This is a genomic window from Synechococcus sp. PCC 6716, assembly GCF_022570815.1.
Taxonomy (GTDB): domain Bacteria; phylum Cyanobacteriota; class Cyanobacteriia; order Thermosynechococcales; family Thermosynechococcaceae; genus Thermosynechococcus; species Thermosynechococcus lividus.
Map to the genome: position 1 here is coordinate 45,828 of NZ_JAKLTU010000010.1, position 18,773 is coordinate 64,600.

The window sequence follows — 18,773 nt, forward strand, 5'->3', positions numbered from 1 at the left end:
CGTGGTCGTCAAACCAGACTGGTTACGGGTCAAAGCCCCGCAGTGGCAGCGGGTTGGCAATGTCAAAGAACTGCTACGGGATTTAGGCTTAAATACTGTGTGCGAAGAAGCCTCCTGCCCCAACATTGGCGAGTGCTTTAACGAGGGGACAGCAACATTTTTAATGATGGGCCCTGCCTGTACCCGTGCCTGTCCTTACTGCGACATTGACTTTGAAAAGAAACCCCTCCCCCTTGACCCCACAGAGCCCGATCGCCTTGCCGAAGCCGTCGTCCGGATGCAGCTCAACCATGTGGTCATTACCTCGGTGAACCGCGATGATTTGGCGGATGGAGGAGCGAGCCAGTTTGTTGCCGTCATTCAACGGATTCGCGATCGCGCAGCCCACACCACCATTGAAGTTTTAATTCCGGATCTGTGCGGCAATTGGGAGGCACTTGATCGCATCCTGGCGGCTGGCCCAGATGTCCTCAACCACAATACCGAAACAGTGCCGCGCCTCTACCGCCGTGTCCGCCCCCAAGGCAGCTACCAGCGCAGCCTAGACCTGTTACAGCGTGTCCATGAAACAACACCGTGGATCTACTCGAAATCCGGCATTATGGTTGGTCTCGGGGAAACTGTTGCCGAAGTGGAAGCGGTTATGCAGGACCTGCGACGGGTGGGCTGTGACATCCTCACTATTGGTCAGTACCTGCAACCTAGTTCTAAACATCTAGGCGTACAAACCTTTGTGCATCCAGAGCAATTTGCAGCTTGGCGCACCCTTGGCGAATCTATGGGCTTTTTACAGGTGGTGTCGTCGCCGCTGACGCGGAGCTCCTACCATGCCGAGCAGGTACGCTCACTGATGGCGCAATACCCCCGCCAACGCCCTTCACAACAGCTGTCCTAATTGGCATGACATCCTCCCGACGCTGACCCTACGGGTGCAGCCCGAAACGTATCGCTCCCTGCACCCCTCATTAGTTAAGATTCGGGTTGCGTTGGTGGTGCCTGCTCCGGGGGCGGTTGTTGTTGCCACACAGCAACGCCAATACCCAGTACCAGCGCCACGGTCACGGCAATGACCACAATCCATAGCAGCGGAGACTGGGGCGGGGGCGAGGGGGTAAACCGCACCGTCTTTTCAACCATGGGGGGCGGCACGGCATTAAAGTTCGTTTCTTCCACACCTTCGTGCTCTTGCTCTTCATCAACAATGGTGGCGGTCGTCGTCAGGGGGACTGCTTTAATGCTGTGATAATTGATGCTGTTGAGATATTTCGTAAATTCAGCCTCTGCCATGGAAACGGTGGTGTAGTGGGCTTTGACATGGCCGCCGAAGCTGATTTCATCCCCGGGGTTAAGATTATGACTTTGAACCCGTTTACCATTGACCAGAATGCCATTGGCACTTCTTTTGCCATCGGCATTGCCATCGACAATGCGATAGCGGTAGCCCGAGGGGGAAGGTAAACGTAATAACAAGGCGTGTTGTCGTGAGACACCGTGCCCCTGAATCACGATTGCGTTACTGGTGTCCCGACCCACTGAATAGGTGGCGGCATCTAACGGAATGGTTCGTTTTCCTGTTTCATCTTCGATGTTGAGCAGATGATACTCACTGTTACTGTCCATTAGGGAACCACCTCAACAGCAGCCGTAACACCTTTATATTACTTGGGCATCAGCAGTATCTGGTAGGATCAGCAAAGTGAGTTTGCAAGCGATGGTTACTTCTTTGCGTGTTGGGCTAGGGAAATGGCTGATACTGCTCAGCGTTTTCTCCCTTGCTCCTGGATGCTATGCGACTACGATGCCGCAAGCATCGGTGCCTGCGCCCCCCCCAAGTCCTCTGTACACTGCTGTTGATGAATTTGGGCAGCCAGCCTTTCAAATTGATGGTCGTGCTCTGTTTCGCGATCGCCCCTTGCCCAGTGGCTCTATTGTCACCGCTCCGCTGAAACTGTTGCGGGTGTTACGCAATACGCGGCAGTATTTTCACGAGTACGGTGCAGCGGATCCGGTGGTGCAGCGCGAGGGGATTCTTGCTGTCCAAGGGGTGAGCCTCACGGACGTATTAGCCACCCTTGATTTTATGATTGCCACCCTCACGGAGGACATTAGCAATAAACGCCCCATCCGTTTGCAAGATCCAGCGTTTATCAATCAGCATTTTCGGGTGATCCAGTGGCTCCCCCACAATCCTCGCGATCGCCAACAAACCCAGCAGCTGCGTCTGACCAACTACGCCGTTTTCACCCACACTGGCTCCCGCAGCCGCACCGCCACCTACAATACTGCCCTCTACGCCCTGCCCGAGCGCCAACCGGATCAGCCGGAAGATACCTTTTATAGGCAGTTAACGAAGCAGCAGGTGCTCGCAGGTATTTTTGAACCTGGTGGCGCGCTGCACGGACGAGTCCGACCACTGGCTTACCTCACCCGTGCCGCCTTTGAAGATGCCCTGATGCAGGGAACCATCCTAGTCAAGTTTACGGATGGCGGCAGTGCCTTTTTTAATGTGGATCGCAACAATGGTATTGCCTTTGTTAAAGGGGTGACGCCTTACGATCAGCGGCGTTACTGGTACTTTCGCCAAGTGGCCGCCATCAAAGGCTATGGCAGCAGTATTGAAAACAAGATCAACATTGAGCCAGAAGTGACCTTTGCTGGGGATGTCTGGAATGTAGGGTTGGGTCGCGTGGTCATGATTGAAGATACGCGCGGTGGGCGATCGCAGCTACGCCTAGGGGTTATTGCCGATACGGGTGGGGCGTTTGCACCGAACCTGTACCAATTAGACTTTTTGGCTGGGATTTTCCCCAATCCCTCAGCGTACCAAGCGGTTGCCCGCACGCTACCGGACTATGTCCGGGGCTACATCCTCATCAAAAAGTAGGTATGTGGCGAGACCCTGCTCCATACCCTAGCCCTTAAGACTGGGGGAGAGGAATACATTTACCGTTGTAATGGTTCATGGCTGCCTCTAGCCCCGCTTCGATACTGTGGTCAATAGCCGCCACGGCAAGGTCGAGGACGTGGGGCAACACCATGAGTTCAGCCGCTGAAAAGTTCCCCAGCACAAAGGGAACAGCGTTGCGAGGGCCGGTTTGGGTGAGGCGATCGCCAAAGGCAATCCCCACCTTTAAGCGCGGAAACTCTTGAGAGTGAAAGTGCTGCACAATGGACTTAATGCCGTTATGCCCCCCTGTTGAGCCACTCAAGCGCAGCCGTAGTCGCCCTAGGGCAAGGTCGGCATCGTCATAGACCACAAGGGTACGCGCAAGGGGTAGCTTATAAAAATTTAAGAGGGCATACAGCGATCGCCCCGAGCTATTCATATAGGTAGTGGGCTTAAGAAGGCGAATTTTTTGGCCGTGCAGCACACCTTCGCCCACGTCCCCCAAAAACCGCCGCTGCGCAGTTAAGGTAATCCCATGCCGCTCGGCAAAGGCATCAAGCACCCGGAAACCAATGTTATGCCGCGTTGCCGCATACTCACTGCCGGGATTTCCTAGGCCAACAATGACACAGGGTTGAATGAGTGCCGCCATTACCCCTAGGCTGAAGGCTCGCGGCTAGACTCACCCTCAACAGCAGTCTGCTTTTCCTGCTCAAGGGCAGCGGTCTGCCGTTTCATCTCATCTTGGAATTCGCGGGAGGCTTCCTCAAAGGCGCGTTTGGTTTTACCCAAGCTGCGGCCAATTTCCGGCAACTTTTTCGGACCAAAAATGAGCAGCGCCACCACCAGAATCACAATTAGTTCCGGCAGACCAATACCAAAAACGTTCATTACCTATCCCAGAGCTTTCCAACTCACGTTAACACCATCGAGGATGAGTGTCGAGTTGTAAATCTGGAGGATAATCAGCAAAAACACCAAAAATAACCCCATGAACACGGCCATTAAGGGAGTGGTGCCCCAACCAGGAGCAACTTTACCGTATTCCGAGTTAAGGGGGCGCAGAACATCGCCAAGCCAAGTACGTCGTGCCATAAATGCCTTTTGGTGAACTAAATGAACAGCGGTTTAATGTTTCGTAATATTATAGAACCATATCTTGTTCACATTTTCGATCTATCCTATGGAACCTGCAATAGTTCTTAGCATTGGCCTTGCTGCGGTCTGTATTGGCGTTACTGGCTACTCGATCTACCTCTCCTTTGGGCCACCCTCTAAGGAGTTGGCGGATCCCTTTGACGATCACGACGATTAGAGGCCTTCGATGGGGACGCCCAAGAAGCTGGCGATCGTTGCTCCTTGGGTTTCTAGCTCCGCAAGGGGCAGCGGTGCCCCCACGCGCGTTAGCGGAATGTCGCCCCGGCCTTTGATCTTGAGGTAAAGGCTACGCTTGGGGTTTAGCCCGTCTTTGATCACAATCTTGAGGGCTTGGACATCACTGAGGGGGCAACTGACTTCAATCTGGCGATGTTTGCCGGGAAACCCCCAGCGAAAGATGCGCACAACGCCCGTGTCTTTATTAAATTCATTAAACCCGCCACCAACGTCCCAAGCGATCGCCAACCAGAGGTAGGTGGCCAAGAGCAGCGCCGCCACCCCATAAAAACCGATGGCAATCCCTTGGGGAATAAACGCTAGCTCTAGCGGGTTGCCAATGGGCAGCAGGTTCACGTGCAGATAGCTCGAAAGACCTGCCAAGAAAAACCCCAGCCCACCGATAGATACAACAGTTGCCCAAAAGTAATTACTCAGACGGCGGGAGCCGAGCACCGCATAGCGAAGACAGGATTCTTGACGGGGAGACTGCTCAGTTACGGTTGGGTTCGCCATAGCTGCAATTCATCAAAGGATTAGGAATGAGGAGCCTGCTGGGTATTCCCCTAGGCTCTTTATCCTATGGTACACGGTGCCGCTCCTGTGCCTTCAGGGCATTGAGCAGGTGGTGGCGATCGCCCTCAAGAGCCTGATCCAGCTGCGGCAAAAAGACATTATCAGGCCAAAGCGCTTGAAACAGAGTCACCATGGGTAAATTGTCAATGGCAATAAAAAAATCCGTGGGTTGCGGGCCATCAACGATGCGGCTGTTGACTCCAAAGCCAGCCCGACGATAGCTGATTCCCACCGCTGGTGCGGCTGAGCGCAACCAATCGAGGGGATTGTTTTGCCCCCGGAGGGAGCGCACAATCTGCTGGAGTTGCTCAGTATTGATGGTGGTGCCAGCCCCATACCGCCACGCGGTTTCCAGTAGCAGCAAGCGGTTCCGTTCGTCATACCATGCCCGCAGGAAAAGCTGCCCCACGTTGGGGGGATGGGGAGCTTCATGGGGGGTGCTGGGGAACTCACTAATGGTTAGCAGCGGCTCTAAGAGATCGCGAAAGGCAGAGGGCGGCAGGGCGCTCAAACGGTCTTTGGCGGCTGCTAGGTTTCCCTGCCACCACTGCAAAACGGTGGCAATTTGGCGGACGTACTCAGCAGCGGCACTCGTTGGGGGCAGTTCTGTTTCGAGTTGGGCATAGCGACGGCTCACGGCTTGGAGAACGGGGGGATAAAAGGGGGCAAGGGGAGCACTGCGCCATGCTGGGCTGGTGATGAACAGTGGATGGCGCAGAACTTCTAAGGTGAGCGCCTCTGTCGCTAGCTTAGGTTGATTGTTGGCAATGAGAGCCAGCCCCAAGCCAAGAAAGTTCCCCCGTTTGGCAGGGACAAGCTGGGCGGCTTGGGCAAACGCTGTGGCGGCTTGGGCAAATTTCCCTTCACGCCAGTAGAGCCAGCCCACATTACTGTAGCCAAATTCTAGGTAAGGAGAGCGTTCAATCCCTTTCTCGAATTCGGCGATTGCCGTGCGTAGCAGTGCAGATTGCGCCTCGACAGTCTCTGTTCCTATACCCCGTTGACCGTAATTCCAGCCCAGTTGTAGCGGATAGTAGGGTTGCCACGGCGCTAACTCCTGGGCCTGAAATAATTTCTCGGTAAACCTGTTCCACTGGGGTGGTTCCTCAAGGAGGGCTAAAAAGCCGTCACTGGCCGCCCACCAAGCGCGATGGATGGGGGTTAACCATGCGATCATTGCCATCATCACCCCTAACCCACTGGCCACGAGTAACAGTGCCCAGCGCGGTCGCAGTCGGCTCGGAGGATTTTGGTGCTGGCCAGTGCGCAGTAGGGTTGCCAGCAGGGTGAGTTCCAGCAACAGCAGCCCGCCAATGCCAATATTGTCTAACTGAAAGTCCGTGAGGCTAAGGACGCTATAGCCAAGCAGCGCCAGATATATTGCGAGAGCCAAGCGCTGCTCATGAACGCTCAACTGCAGCCACCAGCGCCGATAGCGTACGGCCCAATAGGTTAAAAGAACGATGCCTAAGACGAAAGCGCCAATTCCCCAAATCCCTAGCTCAGCCCACAATTGCACGGGGGTACTGTGGAGTTGATAGATCCACTCCGCTTCGCGACCTGCCCAGGCAGGACGGTAATGCTGATACCACAGGGGGACACTCCCTAACCCATTGCCCGTCAAGGGCTGGGCGGCTCCCATGCGCCACCCCACAATGCTGGTGATCCAGCGGTAGGCCAGTTCCGCACCTTGACCGCCTTGACTCAGCGCCACTAGACTGCGCCGCAGGCGATCGTTGGCCAAGGCAATCACCAGTAAGCCAATGATCGTCAGCCCCCCCATCTGAAGCCACCGCCGCGAAGCCTGCCGTTGCTGCCAGATCAAGCCGATGAATAGGGCGATCGCCATCGCCATTAAGCCAAGGCCACCCCCCCGCGAGAAGGTGGTGTAGAGATCCACCAGACCCAATAGGAGCACCCCCAACCAAAAGGGGCGCGATCGCCACCAGCGAGACTGCGGCTTAGCCTGGAGTGCCAACACCCCCACCAAGGGCAAGGCCAGCAATAGATAGCCCGCCACATAGTTTTGATGCCCAAAGGGAGCCCAATTGCGCAGCTCAAGGGCATCGGTATTGATCTGAAGTGACAATCCTTGGGTACTGAGCGTTGCTTGGCGCAGCCATTCTGGCACCAATGTTGTCCCCAGCCATACCCCCAAACTCACCACCACAAAAGCTGCCGTCAGATACCCTTGGGCTTGCACCAGTTGCCAGCGCCGTTCTGGCGATCGCAGCCATGCTCCAAGGGGATAGATCACGGCCAGTCCCCCTAACAACGCCCAACCATACCAACGCGCCTGATTGGGAAAGGCACTAACGGTTCCCGAAATGGCCAACCCCGCTAGGAGCAGCAGTACCACCCCATCCAAGCCATTGCCAAGGGGTTGCACTCGCCGCTGATAGGCCAACACCTGTAACAACCACAGCAGCGGCACCCCTAACGCAGCTTGCCATAGCAGCACCCACGGCCACGCCACCATCAGACTATGACTATCGGGAAGCAGGGTAAAAAAGGCATACCCCGCTGCCGTCAACAGACCAAGCAGAACCCCCTCTTGCTTAGTGGCCTGCTCTGCCCAATGGGGTTGCACTTCAGCCATGGGTCAACCTAAAATCCAAGGGTATAGGGGTCAAAGCCCCCCCAGCCACCCAACTCATCTAAGCCGATTTGGTCGCCGCCAGTGCTGTAGATATAGTTGGGGCTGCCGACATAACCATCGTTAACCAAGGCATAGTCCTGAGCTTGACGAACCACATCGGCAACCGCCTGTCGTTGGGCTTGCTGGGCAGCTTGATCCAGAACTTGGCTATCCTGTTGGAGATTGGGGGCAGGCTGGGTCAGGGGTAGTCCCTGAGCTTCAATTGCCCCCCCTTGTTCGAGGGGAGCAGCCGTGGCTCCTTGGGCAAGGGGTTGAGCAAAAGGGTGCTGGCGTTCTTCTCGCTCAAGGATTAGAGCCATGGCCGTACCACTCCATAGGAGTCCCATACCCAATCCTAGGGTCAGCGCACGTCTGAACATCTGGCTCTCCTGCAATCGTTCCTACAGATTCTAACGTATCCCCCCTTTAACCCAAGGTTGCCACCACCCGTGCCATTGCCTCGATTACATTTGCTGGGCTATTAAACGCTGAGAGGCGCAGATAACCTTCTCCGGCTGCCCCAAAGCCCGCTCCTGGGGTTCCCACAACGTAGCAGGTGTGTAGGAGCGTATCAAAAAAGTCCCAACTGCTCATGCCGTTAGGGGTTTTCACCCACACGTAGGGGGCATTCACCCCCCCATAAACCGCCATCCCTGCTTTACTGAGGCGATCGCGAATCAGGCGGGCATTTTCAAGGTAAAGGCTCACTAATTGGCGCACTTGGGTTTGACCCTCTGGAGAATAGATCGCCTCAGCACCGCGCTGCACAATGTAGGAAACGCCGTTAAACTTGGTGGACTGTCGCCGTTGCCACAGTGACCAGAGATCTACAGCGTCACCGCTAGGGGTATAGCCTTTCAGCCCCTTGGGCACAACTGTAAAGGCGCAACGGGTGCCCGTAAAACCAGCATTCTTAGAAAATGAGCGAAACTCGATGGCACAGTCCCGTGCGCCTGGAATTTCGTAGATGGAGTGGGGGATGGCAGGATCGGTGATAAACGCTTCGTAGGCGGCATCAAAAAAGAGAATAGCGCGGTGCGTGCGGGCATAGTCCACCCACGCCTGCAAATGCTCGCGGCTGGCCACCGCACCCGTTGGATTATTGGGAAAGCACAAATACACCAAGTCAACGGGGTCACTGGGGAGGGTGGCGGTAAAGTTATTCTCGGCGGTAATGGGKAAATACACTAATCCAGCATACTCGCCGCGATCGTTGGCCTCGCCGGTATGCCCTGCCATGACGTTGGTATCCACATAAACGGGATAGACCGGATCAGTCACAGCAATTTTATTGCTATCACCAAAAATATCCAGAATATTGCCGGTATCACATTTCGAGCCATCGGAGATAAAGATTTCACTGGCATCAATGTCGCAGCCACGGGCTTGAAAATCATGGGCCGCAATTTTTTCACGCAGCCAACTGTAGCCCTGTTCGGGGCCATAGCCTTTGAAGGTGGCGCGATCGCCCATCTCCTCCACCGCTTTGATCATGGCTTCACGGCAGGCGGCGGGCAAGGGTTCGGTCACATCCCCAATGCCTAAGCGAATGAGGGGAGCATCGGGATGATCCTTGAGAAAGTGATTGACGCGGCGGCTAATTTCCGGGAACAGGTAACCGGCTTTTAACTTGAGGTAGTTTGCGTTAACAACAGCCATAGGGGTGGAGGTATCGAAAATATAACGGCAACTAACGGCAGGGCGCTGCATCCATACTCTGCGCCCTACGTAATCGTGGCTAGAACAAACAAAGTGTATCAGGATTCGAGGACGGCGGTGAGACGAGTCTGGGCAAGGTCTAGTGCCGCTGCTAATTTTTCCGGCTGTGAGCCACCCGCCTGCGCCATGGTGGGCCGACCGCCGCCGCCCCCACCACAGACCTTGGCCAGTTCTGCCACCAATTGACCGGCATGAACCCCCCGCTGCACCACCTCTGCGCTAGCCGTTACAATGAGATTCACTTTCGCTGGGGCGGGTTGAGTCCCCAGAACCACGACCCCTTGCCCCAGTTTGCTCAGGAGCCACTCCGCAGCGGTTTTTAGACCTTGGGGATCCACACCGTCTAAGCGGCTAATGAGGACGGCGGTGCCACCGATAGTTTGCACGTCCCCTAGTAGGGCCTGGGTTTTGGCAAGGGCGAGCTCGGTGTTAAGCTGCGCTAGCTGCTTTTGTTTGGTTTTGACCTCTTCTTGGAGTTGGCTGACTCGCTCTAGGATCTCGTCTGGTTTGGCTTTGAAGCGATCGCACAGGTTCCGGACAATGGCATCCCGCTGCTGTAAGTAATCGCGCACGGCAGCCCCAGCAATGGCTTCAATGCGACGAATGCCTGCGGCAACGCCACTTTCACTAATGATCTTGAACAGGCCAATTTCGGCGGTATTGCTGACGTGGGTGCCGCCACAGAGTTCCATCGAAACCCCCGGAATATCCAGAACGCGCACCTGTTCGCCGTATTTTTCCCCAAACATAGCGATCGCCCCTTTGGCTTTGGCCTCGTTGATCGCCATGATGGTGGCAGAGGTGGGATGGCTTTCGCTAATCCAAGCATTGACTTGATCTTCGACCTGTTGCAGTTCGTCGTGGCTGAGGGCACGGGGGCAGTTAAAGTCAAACCGCAGGCGATCAAAGGCAACAAGGGAACCTGCTTGGGCAATATTCTCGTCAATGAGTTTTTTCAGAGCCGCTTGCAACAGATGGGTAGCGGTATGATGTGCCTGTACCCGCCGCCGACAACTCAGGTCAATTTGGGCGGTGAGGCGATCGCCCACCTTGAGGGTGCCCCGCTCCACTTTGCCATAGTGGATAAACACCTCCCTCTGTTTTTGGACATCGGCAATACGCACAAGGCAATCGGTACCCGCTAAATAGCCGCGATCGCCAATTTGCCCGCCAGACTCGGCATAGAAGGGGGTTTGCGCCAAAATGACTTGGACATTGTCCCCCGCTGCGGCGGTCTCTGCTGGATGCCCCCCCACAAGGAGAGCAGTCACAGTTGTGGTCACAGCAGACTGGTTATAGCCGCAGAATTCGGTAGGATGCAGTTCCTCGCCCAGGGAATCTAGCCCTTCTTGCACTGTAATATCAATGGTTTCATGAGCTGCTTGTGAGCGTTGGCGCTGCTCGGCCATACAGGTTTCGAACCCAGCGACATCGACACCAATCCCCTGCTCAGCAGCAATCTCTTGCGTTAATTCCAGCGGAAACCCATAGGTGTCAAAAAGAATGAACGCATCGCGCCCCGACAGTTGAGCAGCCTTCTGTTTCTTGTGCTTTGGCCGCTTCAGGGGCGCTAGCATATCCGCCAAGAGCTTCTCACCGCGATCTAGGGTTTTGAGGAACTGCTCTTCCTCGCGCTGTAACTCACTGAGAATCACTGAGCGCCGCTCTTGCAAGTTCGGATACACTGGAGCCGCCAACTCTATTGCCACCGTGGCCAACTGGGGGGTGATGACGTCGCTAATGCCCAGCAAACGGCTATGGCGGACAATGCGCCGAATCAGCCGCCGCAGAACATAACCGCGCCCGACATTGCTGGCAGTGACCCCATCGGCAATTAGGTGCACCACTGCCCGACTATGGTCGCCAATCACCTTTAGGGATGTTTGTTGGCTGGCATTTGCTCTAGAGTAGGTCAGCCCCGCTAGGGTTGCTGCCGCTGTCATGATGGGCAAGATCAAATCTGTTTCGTAGTTATTAGGAACGCCCTGTAGCACCTGCGCCATGCGCTCTAGACCCATGCCAGTATCGATATTTTTGGCGTTGAGAGGGGTGCGATGCCCTTCATCGTCTTGGTTCAATTCCATGAAAACCAAGTTATATAGCTCAATAAACCGGCGATCGTCGTCCAGATCAATAGCGTCCAAGCCCTTTTCAGGGTAGAAATCATAGTAAATTTCTGAACACGGGCCACACGGACCCGTTGGGCCAGCACTCCAGAAGTTACTGTCTTCGCCCATGCGTTGAATGCGCTCTTTGGGCAAGCCCACTTGGCGATGCCAAAGCTCAAACGCCTCGTCATCCTTTTCAAACACGCTTACCAAGAGGCGCTCTTCCGGCAGGCCATAGACGGTCGTCATCAGTTCCCACGCCCAGGCGATCGCCTCCGCTTTGAAGTAATCCCCAAAGCTGAAATTTCCCAGCATTTCAAAGAATGTGTGGTGGCGGGCAGTGCGACCCACATTTTCGATATCATTGGTTCGCAAGCACTTTTGTGCCGTCGTGGCACGAGGCACGGTTCGCGGCTGCTGCCCCAGAAAAATTGGCTTAAAGGGTAACATTCCAGCAATGGTGAGCAAGACCGTTGGATCCTCAGGAATTAACGAGGCGCTGGGGAGGATCGTATGTCCCTTGGCGGCATAAAACTCAAGAAATTTTTGGCGAATTTGATCACCACTGAGGGCAGTGATCGCCGACGAAGAAGGGGACGAAGTCATAGTAACGGCATCTCGACGGGGTAGCAGTCAGACTACTATTATATTTGTTATATTTGCTTTATATTTGCTTAGCCCTGCGACAACGGCCACCCCCTAAATTCGTTGGGGAGGGGAATCGAGTGCCGTAAACAGTAGCGCAAATACATCAATTGCCGCCCAAGGTAATTATGCCCTTGGCGATCGCGCCCACAACCCCAATAGCTATCTACAGGAGAGTCTTCTACAAGATCCTCCTCTTCAGTTGCCAGCAATAACTGGCGCAACGCTGCGTGAGTCGTAAACTTAGCCACCAGTGCCCGCCACATTACCTGCTGCTTAACCTGTTCCCAATCCTGACGCACCGGATAGGTAGGATCACGCCCCAATTGTGCTGCCGCACGAGCAGTGGGGGCAGTGCGAATCCTATGGCCAAGCGCATCATAGGCGGTTCCTAAAAACTTATGGGCTTGGTAATAATGCTCTACTGTTGGCCAGTAGTAATTGTCCAACCAAAATCCATGACGAGAAAAATTTGAAAAATCACCATAGGCATCCTTAAGATGATAAAAGTAAATTGTCATTGTTGTCAAATATCGAGGTAGCGCACCACAATTATTAATTATTAAAGGATGAGGCTGAAGCTGAGATCATCAAGACGCAGATGAGGAATTAATCATCAAGCCAAACGAGATGAAGTGCAGGGTCATCGCCAGAAATACCTGTGGCATCACCGTTCGGCCTGCCACTTGCCAGAAGGATTTAGGGTGCGGTTTGCAAACGCGGGATACGCCTGCCCCACCTTGCGTTTTGTAAACGCTATATTATTTTTCTAGGGATTCAGCTATCACTAGGGTATTACCCTCCACTCCAGAAGTATTGAAATTCAAAAAGAACGGTAAAGAAAAAGCCTAAAAGCGGAAAACCTTTTAGACTTGATGTTAGGTATTTAACGTCAAACGGTTAACATGGAGAATGCTGCGAAAAGATTGCGTGGATGGCGCATTTGGACAGTTCTTGTCTTTACTGGAGTGGGTGTGCTGGAAATGGGGAGGGTACTTTGCGAAAGTCGATCCCAACGGTACTCGCCAAACCTGTCCGAGCAGTGTTGCGACTGTTAGCAACAGCTTGGAGGTGAGAGGACATCGTTGTTCTGAGTGTGGGTATCGAATGCATCGTGACCATGCGGCATATGCTAAAATCTACGATCTGGCATTATAGATAGCGTTTACCTATGCCCAAAGTTCTGGTTTCCGATCCCATTGAGCAGGTGGGGCTTGATTTACTTGCCCAAGTCGCCCAAGTCGATGTCAAAGTTGGCCTCTCCAGCGAAGAACTCATCAAAATTATTCCCGAGTACGATGCGCTGATGATTCGATCAGGCACTAAGGTGACCAAAGATGTAATTGAGGCGGCCAGCCAACTGAAAATTATTGGCCGTGCTGGGGTAGGGGTCGATAACGTTGATGTGCCTGCGGCCACCCGCAAAGGCATTATGGTGGTCAACTCTCCGGAAGGGAATACTATTGCTGCGGCTGAGCATACTCTGGCATTGATGCTGTCCTTGGCACGCCATATTCCTGATGCTAATGCCTCGGTCAAAGGTGGTGAATGGGATCGTAAACGCTACACGGGCGTGGAAATCTACAAAAAAACCCTTGGCATCATCGGTCTAGGCAAAATTGGCTCCCATGTGGCTACCGTTGCTCGTGCGATGGGGATGAAGCTCTTAGCCTACGACCCCTATCTGTCAACAGAGCGCGCTGATCAACTGGGGTGCCGCCTTGTGGAGTTAGATGTCCTGTTTGCTGAGTCTGACTTTATTACCCTGCACCTACCCAAAACACCGGAAACCCAACACCTGATCAACGCCAATACCATTGCCAAAATGAAGCCCACGGCTCGCATTATTAACTGTGCTCGTGGCGGCATCATTAATGAGTCAGACCTAGCGGCAGCCTTGAAAGCAGGTAAATTAGCAGGAGCTGCTCTCGATGTGTTTGAAAACGAACCCCTCGAACCCGACTCAGTGCTGCGCTCTCTGGGAATGGAAGCCATTTTAACACCTCACCTCGGTGCCTCAACTGAAGAAGCTCAGGTCAATGTAGCCATTGATGTGGCCGAGCAAATCCGAGATGTGCTGCTGGGGTTGCCCGCACGCTCTGCGGTCAATATTCCGGGGTTGCGGCCAGATCTACTTGAGCAATTGTCACCCTATATGCAGTTGGCGGAAACGCTGGGGAATCTGGTTGGCCAGTTGGCAGGAGGACGGGTTGAAGCCCTTGAGGTACGCCTCCAAGGGGAGTTGGCAACCAATGACAGCCAACCCATCGTGATTGCGGCGCTGAAGGGGTTACTCTCTCCAGCCCTACGGGAGCGGGTCAACTATGTCAATGCAGGCTTAGAGGCGAAAGAGCGGGGGATTCGGGTGGTGGAAACCCGCGATGAATCTCAGCGAGACTATGCTGGCTCCCTAACGCTGATTGCTAAAAGCTCCTCTGAAAGTCGTTCCGTCTCCGGTGCCTTACTTGGTCACAGTGAGTTACGCATTACCAGTATTGACGATTTCCCGATTAGTGTATCGCCTACGCGCTATATGCTTTTAACGCTGCACCGCGATATGCCGGGTATTATTGGCAAAATTGGCTCGCAGTTGGGCAGTTTTAATGTGAATATTGCCAGTATGCAGGTGGGACGCAAGATGGTGCGCGGCAATGCGGTGATGGTGATCAGTCTTGATGACCCCCTGCCGGAGGGGCTGCTGGAGGAAATTCTCAAGGTTCCCGGTATTCGTGATGCCTACATCGTCAACCTTTAGGCTATTTGTGTGATTCAACGCTGGTGGGAAATTTCGGTCACCTGCCAAGCCGCCGCTGAGGAGGTTGTCTATTGGCGGCTGCAATGTTTTGGTTGCGAGGGGGTGGCCACCCAGCAGCAGCAGGGTCGTATTCTGATTCAGGGGTATGTTCCCCAGCAACAGATCACGCTGTTGGATATTGCTGCGTTGGGTGTATGGATTGAACAGGATGTGGTGGCGCAGGGGTACTTGCCGCCTAAGCTACAGTGGCAACTGGTGAATGAGCAAGACTGGGCCCATAGTTGGCAAGCCTACTGGCATCCTTTACCGGTGGGCGATCGCCTGTTGATTTGTCCTGCGTGGGAGGATCCGGCGATTGACGAGCAACGCTTTTTGCTGAAGCTAGATCCTGGCATGGCCTTTGGCACCGGCACCCATGCTACTACCCAACTGTGCCTCGAAGCCTTGGAAATGCAACTGGACGATACCTTTGCGCCCCTGCCGCCGACGGTTATTGCGGATATTGGCTGTGGCAGTGGCATCCTTTCCATCGCAGCATTGCTGTTGGGAGCTACCAAGGTTTATGCCGTTGATGTGTCTGATTTGGCTGTGATTGCAACCCAGCGAGGAGCCGCGCTAAATCATATTTCTCCGGAGCAATTGGTGGTTGCCCAAGGCAGTTGGGAGCAAGTTCCTGAGCCGGTGGATGGTATTGTCTGCAATATCTTGGCATCAGTGATTATGGAGTTGGTGCCCCAGTGGACACCCCTTCTGAAGCCGAAAATGTGGGGGATTTTCAGCGGCATTCTACTTGAGCAAGCAGATCAGGTGGCCGCCGTCTTAGAACAGCAGGGCTGGAGCCTAGGCAGTGTTTGGCGACGGCAGGAATGGTGCTGCCTGAATGCTCGGTTTGAACCTAACGCCTATCGCTGAATGGTCAGAAATTCGCTAGGCTAGGGGAAGCAGAATGACTACGGAATGGCTAGCAATGGTATCTGCAAAGGATAATAGGATGTTTGTTAATAGTTGCTGACCTTTGCAGTGGCTGGATCTAAGTTCCTCAAAAAAATGTCTCATAATCCGTGGGCGATTTCTGTTAGAAAGGCTACAATCAATGAGGTTTTAGTTAAAATTGGTCAAAAGATTCCTACCACGTGCCAGCCGTCCATCTGCGCCTGCTCCCTGACCACTCGTGTCATACAGGACTTCTGTCACTAAACTACGGTTGTCAGCACGGTCAGCTGTGGGGTCAACACCTATAACCACACCCCCAACCCATTTGCTCTCGCGTCATCTCGCGAAACGCTGGATGTGGCGATGTGGGCAGCGGTTGGGCACTACTGTGAACCATGCATCATTAGGGAGACTTTAAGAGGACAACGGCATGACCCAAGCGAATGTACTTGACGTTTACGAACCCGCAACGAACCCACTTGAAGATGAGGTTGCTCTCCTCAGGGACTACGGCCTTGATGCTGTGGACACCGATGATGAGGAGAGCGAAGACTTTGAGGAGGTCAGTGACGATCTTGACGACAAGCCTAGCAAAGGTCGTGCCAGTCGGCGGCGCACTCAGGTTAAGAAGAAACACTACACGGAGGACTCAATTCGCCTCTATCTCCAAGAGATTGGCCGCATTCGCCTCCTGCGGGCGGATGAAGAAATTGAACTGGCGCGCAAAATTGCCGATTTGTTGGAAATGGAGCGGGTGCGCGATCGCCTCAGTGAACAGTTGGGCTGCGATCCAGAGTACCTTGAGCGGAATCCGGCGCAATGGGCAGAGAGCTTGGGAATGTCTCTACGGGATTTTCGGCACCGTCTGTTTGTCGGGCGCAAAGCCAAGGAAAAAATGGTGCAATCGAACCTGCGGCTAGTGGTGTCGATCGCCAAAAAGTATATGAATCGGGGGTTATCGTTTCAGGACTTAATTCAAGAGGGCAGTTTAGGGCTGATTCGCGCTGCTGAGAAATTTGATCACGAAAAGGGCTATAAGTTTTCCACCTATGCAACGTGGTGGATTCGCCAAGCCATTACCCGCGCCATTGCTGACCAGTCCCGCACCATTCGGCTGCCGGTGCACCTCTACGAAACCATCTCCCGCATTAAGAAAACCACGAAACTTCTCTCCCAAGAAATGGGTCGCAAACCCACTGAAGAGGAAATTGCCGATCGCATGGAAATGACGATCGAAAAATTGCGTTTTATCGCCAAGTCTGCCCAGTTGCCGATTTCCTTAGAAACGCCTATCGGTAAAGAGGAAGACTCGCGCCTAGGGGATTTCATTGAATCCGATGGCGAAACCCCCGAAGATCAAGTTTCAAAGCACCTATTACGGGAAGATTTGGAAACCGTATTGTGTACCCTTAGCCCCCGCGAGCGGGATGTGTTAAAACTGCGGTATGGTTTGGACGATGGCCGCATGAAAACCCTAGAGGAGATTGGGCAACTTTTTAATGTGACGCGAGAGCGCATCCGTCAAATTGAGGCCAAGGCACTCCGGAAACTGCGCCATCCCAACCGCAATAGCGTTCTTAAGGAATACATTCGCTAAGGAGTACTCTATGTTGCGCCCCCTCATTACTTTAACCCTTGGTGTGACCGTAGCAACCCTAGTTGCGCCTCAACCGGGTCGCGCCCAAGCCTGTGCCTATGTTAAGGGCCTAAGCCAAAGCGTTGGCAGTACGTCGTTTTTGGAGGGGGGGACGCTACCCCTAGGTCTAGGGGCGGGTGCCGTGGCGATCGGTGCTGTGGGGGTTACCCTGTGGCAACGCCAACGCCGCGCCAACGCTAGCACTCGCATGACGACACCAGCTTCTGGGGTGGAACTGAGCGTGGTTCTACCGGAGTCAGAAGCTACGGTGAGTTCAAAGGCGGAAGACGTAACACCGATTGCTTAGGCGAAGGCGATCGTGATTGGCAGCGATCGCCCCCATGGGGGTATTCGTTGACTGTCGTGGCATTGCCCAGTCGGATACCCTTTTACTATTTTTATTGTTAGTGTTTTTCCAGCTTGGGAACCACCGCCGTAATCTGGCGATTAAAGGTCGCGTCAAAGGTATCAGCGCCCTGAAATAGATACCAAACTGCTTCAATAACGCAGGCAATGCGGGCGATCGCCCCCAAGGAGCCATGCTCAACTGTTATTGGCGAAAAGAGGATCCCAAGCAACAGGTAAAACACGCCCCACAGCGGTTGCCGGAGATAAAACTTGTGAACCCCGGGCACGAGAATGCCCGTCAACGCCAGACCGATGGCGATCGCCCGGTTACGGTAGCCCATACTCACTCCCGTTGATGACATACTCTAATAATCACCAATAATCAACAGTAAAGCACTGCGATTGAATCAACGATTTAGGACTACCTGCAGACCCTTGACCTCCATTTCAATTATTACTGCCACCTATAACGCCGCCGCCCACTTGCCCGGCCTCATTGAATCCATCCGACAGCAGAGCGATCGCAATGTGGAGTGGATTGTCATTGATGGTGCCTCTGAGGATGGCACCCTAGACCTCATCAAAGGCGCATCAGACGTCATTACCGACTACCTCAGTGAACCTGACTTTGGCATTTTCCATGCCCTTAATAAAGGGATTCAACGCGCCTCAGGGGACTATTACCTAGTCGTTGGTGCCGATGATCGCCTCGACCCGATGGCGATCGCCCACTATAAACGCGCCGCAGCAGAGACCAAGGCTGATATTATTTGCGCCAATGTTTACTCAGAGCAACATCAACTCATTCAGCCAACAGGAGGAGCCATTTGGCACCATGGTGTACAATCCTTTACCACGACTCAGTCCGTTGGCACACTTATTCGCCGGGCGCTACACCATACCTATGGCTACTACTCCCATCGGTATCCTACCGCAGCCGATGCTGCCTTTATTCTCAAGGCAACTCAACAGGGGGCTAGTACAGCTAGAGCCAATTTTGTTGCTGGTCAGTATAACACAAAAGGCTTTTCTTACCGCTATAAAGCTGCACTACTCTGCGAATTATTTATTATTCAGAAGGAGTTTTTCCCGAAATGGCTGCAATTGCTACTATTAGTTTATCGCCTTATCAAAAATTATGCTCAGCTTTAATC

Annotated in this window: 20 protein-coding genes; 9 read left to right on the plus strand and 11 right to left on the minus strand. The window is 53.8% G+C overall.

Going from position 1 to position 18,773, the window contains the following annotated elements:
* The first annotated feature begins 1 nt into the window (after position 1).
* Positions 2-895: a lipoyl synthase gene (lipA, locus tag L5220_RS07045; protein WP_499572605.1), complete on the plus strand. Its 894-nt coding sequence runs from the start codon at positions 2-4 to the stop codon at positions 893-895.
* A gap of 74 nt (positions 896-969) precedes the next feature.
* Here lipA and L5220_RS07050 read toward each other — a convergent pair whose 3' ends face one another.
* Complete coding sequence (locus tag L5220_RS07050; protein ID WP_448513961.1) at positions 970-1,620, minus strand: FHA domain-containing protein; 651 nt, start codon at positions 1,618-1,620, stop codon at positions 970-972.
* Positions 1,621-1,798: 178 nt separating this feature from the next.
* On the opposite strand from L5220_RS07050, the gene L5220_RS07055 reads away from it, so the two are divergent.
* Entirely contained in the window at positions 1,799-2,884 is a 1,086-nt protein-coding gene (locus L5220_RS07055) for a hypothetical protein (RefSeq protein WP_448526750.1), read from the plus strand.
* Positions 2,885-2,918: 34 nt separating this feature from the next.
* On the opposite strand, the gene pth is transcribed toward L5220_RS07055, so the two are convergent.
* The 3 genes from pth to psbH are packed head-to-tail and all read right to left on the minus strand — an operon-like array spanning position 2,919 to position 3,982.
* Positions 2,919-3,539 carry an aminoacyl-tRNA hydrolase gene (gene pth / locus L5220_RS07060; protein ID WP_448513963.1) on the minus strand — a complete coding sequence of 207 codons (621 nt, stop codon included), beginning with the start codon at positions 3,537-3,539 and terminating at the stop codon, positions 2,919-2,921.
* A gap of 5 nt (positions 3,540-3,544) precedes the next feature.
* Positions 3,545-3,778: a TatA/E family twin arginine-targeting protein translocase gene (locus L5220_RS07065; protein WP_099798550.1), complete on the minus strand. Its 234-nt coding sequence runs from the start codon at positions 3,776-3,778 to the stop codon at positions 3,545-3,547.
* A gap of 3 nt (positions 3,779-3,781) precedes the next feature.
* Positions 3,782-3,982, minus strand: a complete 201-nt coding sequence (gene psbH, locus L5220_RS07070; RefSeq protein ID WP_099798551.1) for a photosystem II reaction center phosphoprotein PsbH — start codon at positions 3,980-3,982, stop codon at positions 3,782-3,784.
* Positions 3,983-4,070: 88 nt separating this feature from the next.
* Between psbH and psbN the strand changes: the two genes are divergently transcribed.
* The gene (gene psbN / locus L5220_RS07075) at positions 4,071-4,202 is read left to right on the plus strand and encodes a photosystem II reaction center protein PsbN (RefSeq protein ID WP_099798552.1); all 132 of its coding nucleotides are present in this window, start codon (positions 4,071-4,073) and stop codon (positions 4,200-4,202) included.
* Here the strand turns inward: psbN and L5220_RS07080 are convergent.
* From L5220_RS07080 to ybiA, 6 genes are all read right to left on the minus strand, one after another.
* A complete protein-coding gene (locus tag L5220_RS07080; RefSeq protein WP_448526215.1) occupies positions 4,199-4,777 on the minus strand; it encodes a photosystem I assembly protein Ycf4 in 579 nt (192 codons plus the stop codon). The two genes, psbN and L5220_RS07080, sit on opposite strands and share 4 nt — an antisense overlap.
* A 64-nt stretch (positions 4,778-4,841) precedes the next feature.
* A complete protein-coding gene (locus L5220_RS07085) occupies positions 4,842-7,436 on the minus strand; it encodes an O-antigen ligase family protein (RefSeq protein WP_499572608.1) in 2,595 nt (864 codons plus the stop codon).
* An 8-nt stretch (positions 7,437-7,444) separates the two neighbouring features.
* Positions 7,445-7,855: a hypothetical protein gene (locus L5220_RS07090; RefSeq protein WP_499572610.1), complete on the minus strand. Its 411-nt coding sequence runs from the start codon at positions 7,853-7,855 to the stop codon at positions 7,445-7,447.
* Between the two features lie 46 nt (positions 7,856-7,901).
* Positions 7,902-9,134 (minus strand): LL-diaminopimelate aminotransferase, encoded by a 1,233-nt coding sequence (locus tag L5220_RS07095; protein WP_499572732.1) that lies wholly within the window; start codon positions 9,132-9,134, stop codon positions 7,902-7,904.
* A gap of 98 nt (positions 9,135-9,232) precedes the next feature.
* Entirely contained in the window at positions 9,233-11,908 is a 2,676-nt protein-coding gene (gene alaS, locus L5220_RS07100; RefSeq protein WP_499572612.1) for an alanine--tRNA ligase, read from the minus strand.
* A gap of 68 nt (positions 11,909-11,976) precedes the next feature.
* Entirely contained in the window at positions 11,977-12,468 is a 492-nt protein-coding gene (gene ybiA / locus L5220_RS07105) for a riboflavin biosynthesis intermediates N-glycosidase (protein WP_099798557.1), read from the minus strand.
* 391 nt (positions 12,469-12,859) lie between these two features.
* On the opposite strand from ybiA, the gene L5220_RS07110 reads away from it, so the two are divergent.
* The 5 genes from L5220_RS07110 to L5220_RS07130 all read left to right on the plus strand — a co-directional run bounded on the left by L5220_RS07110 (position 12,860) and on the right by L5220_RS07130 (position 17,578).
* Positions 12,860-13,105 carry a zinc ribbon domain-containing protein gene (locus L5220_RS07110; RefSeq protein ID WP_499572614.1) on the plus strand — a complete coding sequence of 82 codons (246 nt, stop codon included), beginning with the start codon at positions 12,860-12,862 and terminating at the stop codon, positions 13,103-13,105.
* A gap of 13 nt (positions 13,106-13,118) precedes the next feature.
* Positions 13,119-14,702, plus strand: coding sequence for a phosphoglycerate dehydrogenase (gene serA / locus L5220_RS07115; protein ID WP_448513970.1), 1,584 nt, complete (start codon positions 13,119-13,121; stop codon positions 14,700-14,702).
* Between the two features lie 3 nt (positions 14,703-14,705).
* Positions 14,706-15,614, plus strand: coding sequence for a 50S ribosomal protein L11 methyltransferase (gene prmA / locus L5220_RS07120; protein ID WP_499497952.1), 909 nt, complete (start codon positions 14,706-14,708; stop codon positions 15,612-15,614).
* Between the two features lie 451 nt (positions 15,615-16,065).
* Positions 16,066-17,232, plus strand: coding sequence for an RNA polymerase sigma factor RpoD (gene rpoD, locus L5220_RS07125; RefSeq protein WP_099798559.1), 1,167 nt, complete (start codon positions 16,066-16,068; stop codon positions 17,230-17,232).
* A 10-nt stretch (positions 17,233-17,242) separates the two neighbouring features.
* A complete protein-coding gene (locus L5220_RS07130; protein ID WP_499572616.1) occupies positions 17,243-17,578 on the plus strand; it encodes a hypothetical protein in 336 nt (111 codons plus the stop codon).
* A 97-nt stretch (positions 17,579-17,675) separates the two neighbouring features.
* Here the strand turns inward: L5220_RS07130 and L5220_RS07135 are convergent, their stop codons facing one another.
* Positions 17,676-17,960, minus strand: coding sequence for a TM2 domain-containing protein (locus tag L5220_RS07135; protein WP_099798561.1), 285 nt, complete (start codon positions 17,958-17,960; stop codon positions 17,676-17,678).
* Between the two features lie 94 nt (positions 17,961-18,054).
* On the opposite strand from L5220_RS07135, the gene L5220_RS07140 reads away from it, so the two are divergent.
* Complete coding sequence (locus L5220_RS07140; RefSeq protein WP_448513973.1) at positions 18,055-18,771, plus strand: glycosyltransferase family 2 protein; 717 nt, start codon at positions 18,055-18,057, stop codon at positions 18,769-18,771.
* The last annotated feature ends 2 nt before the right edge of the window (positions 18,772-18,773 follow it).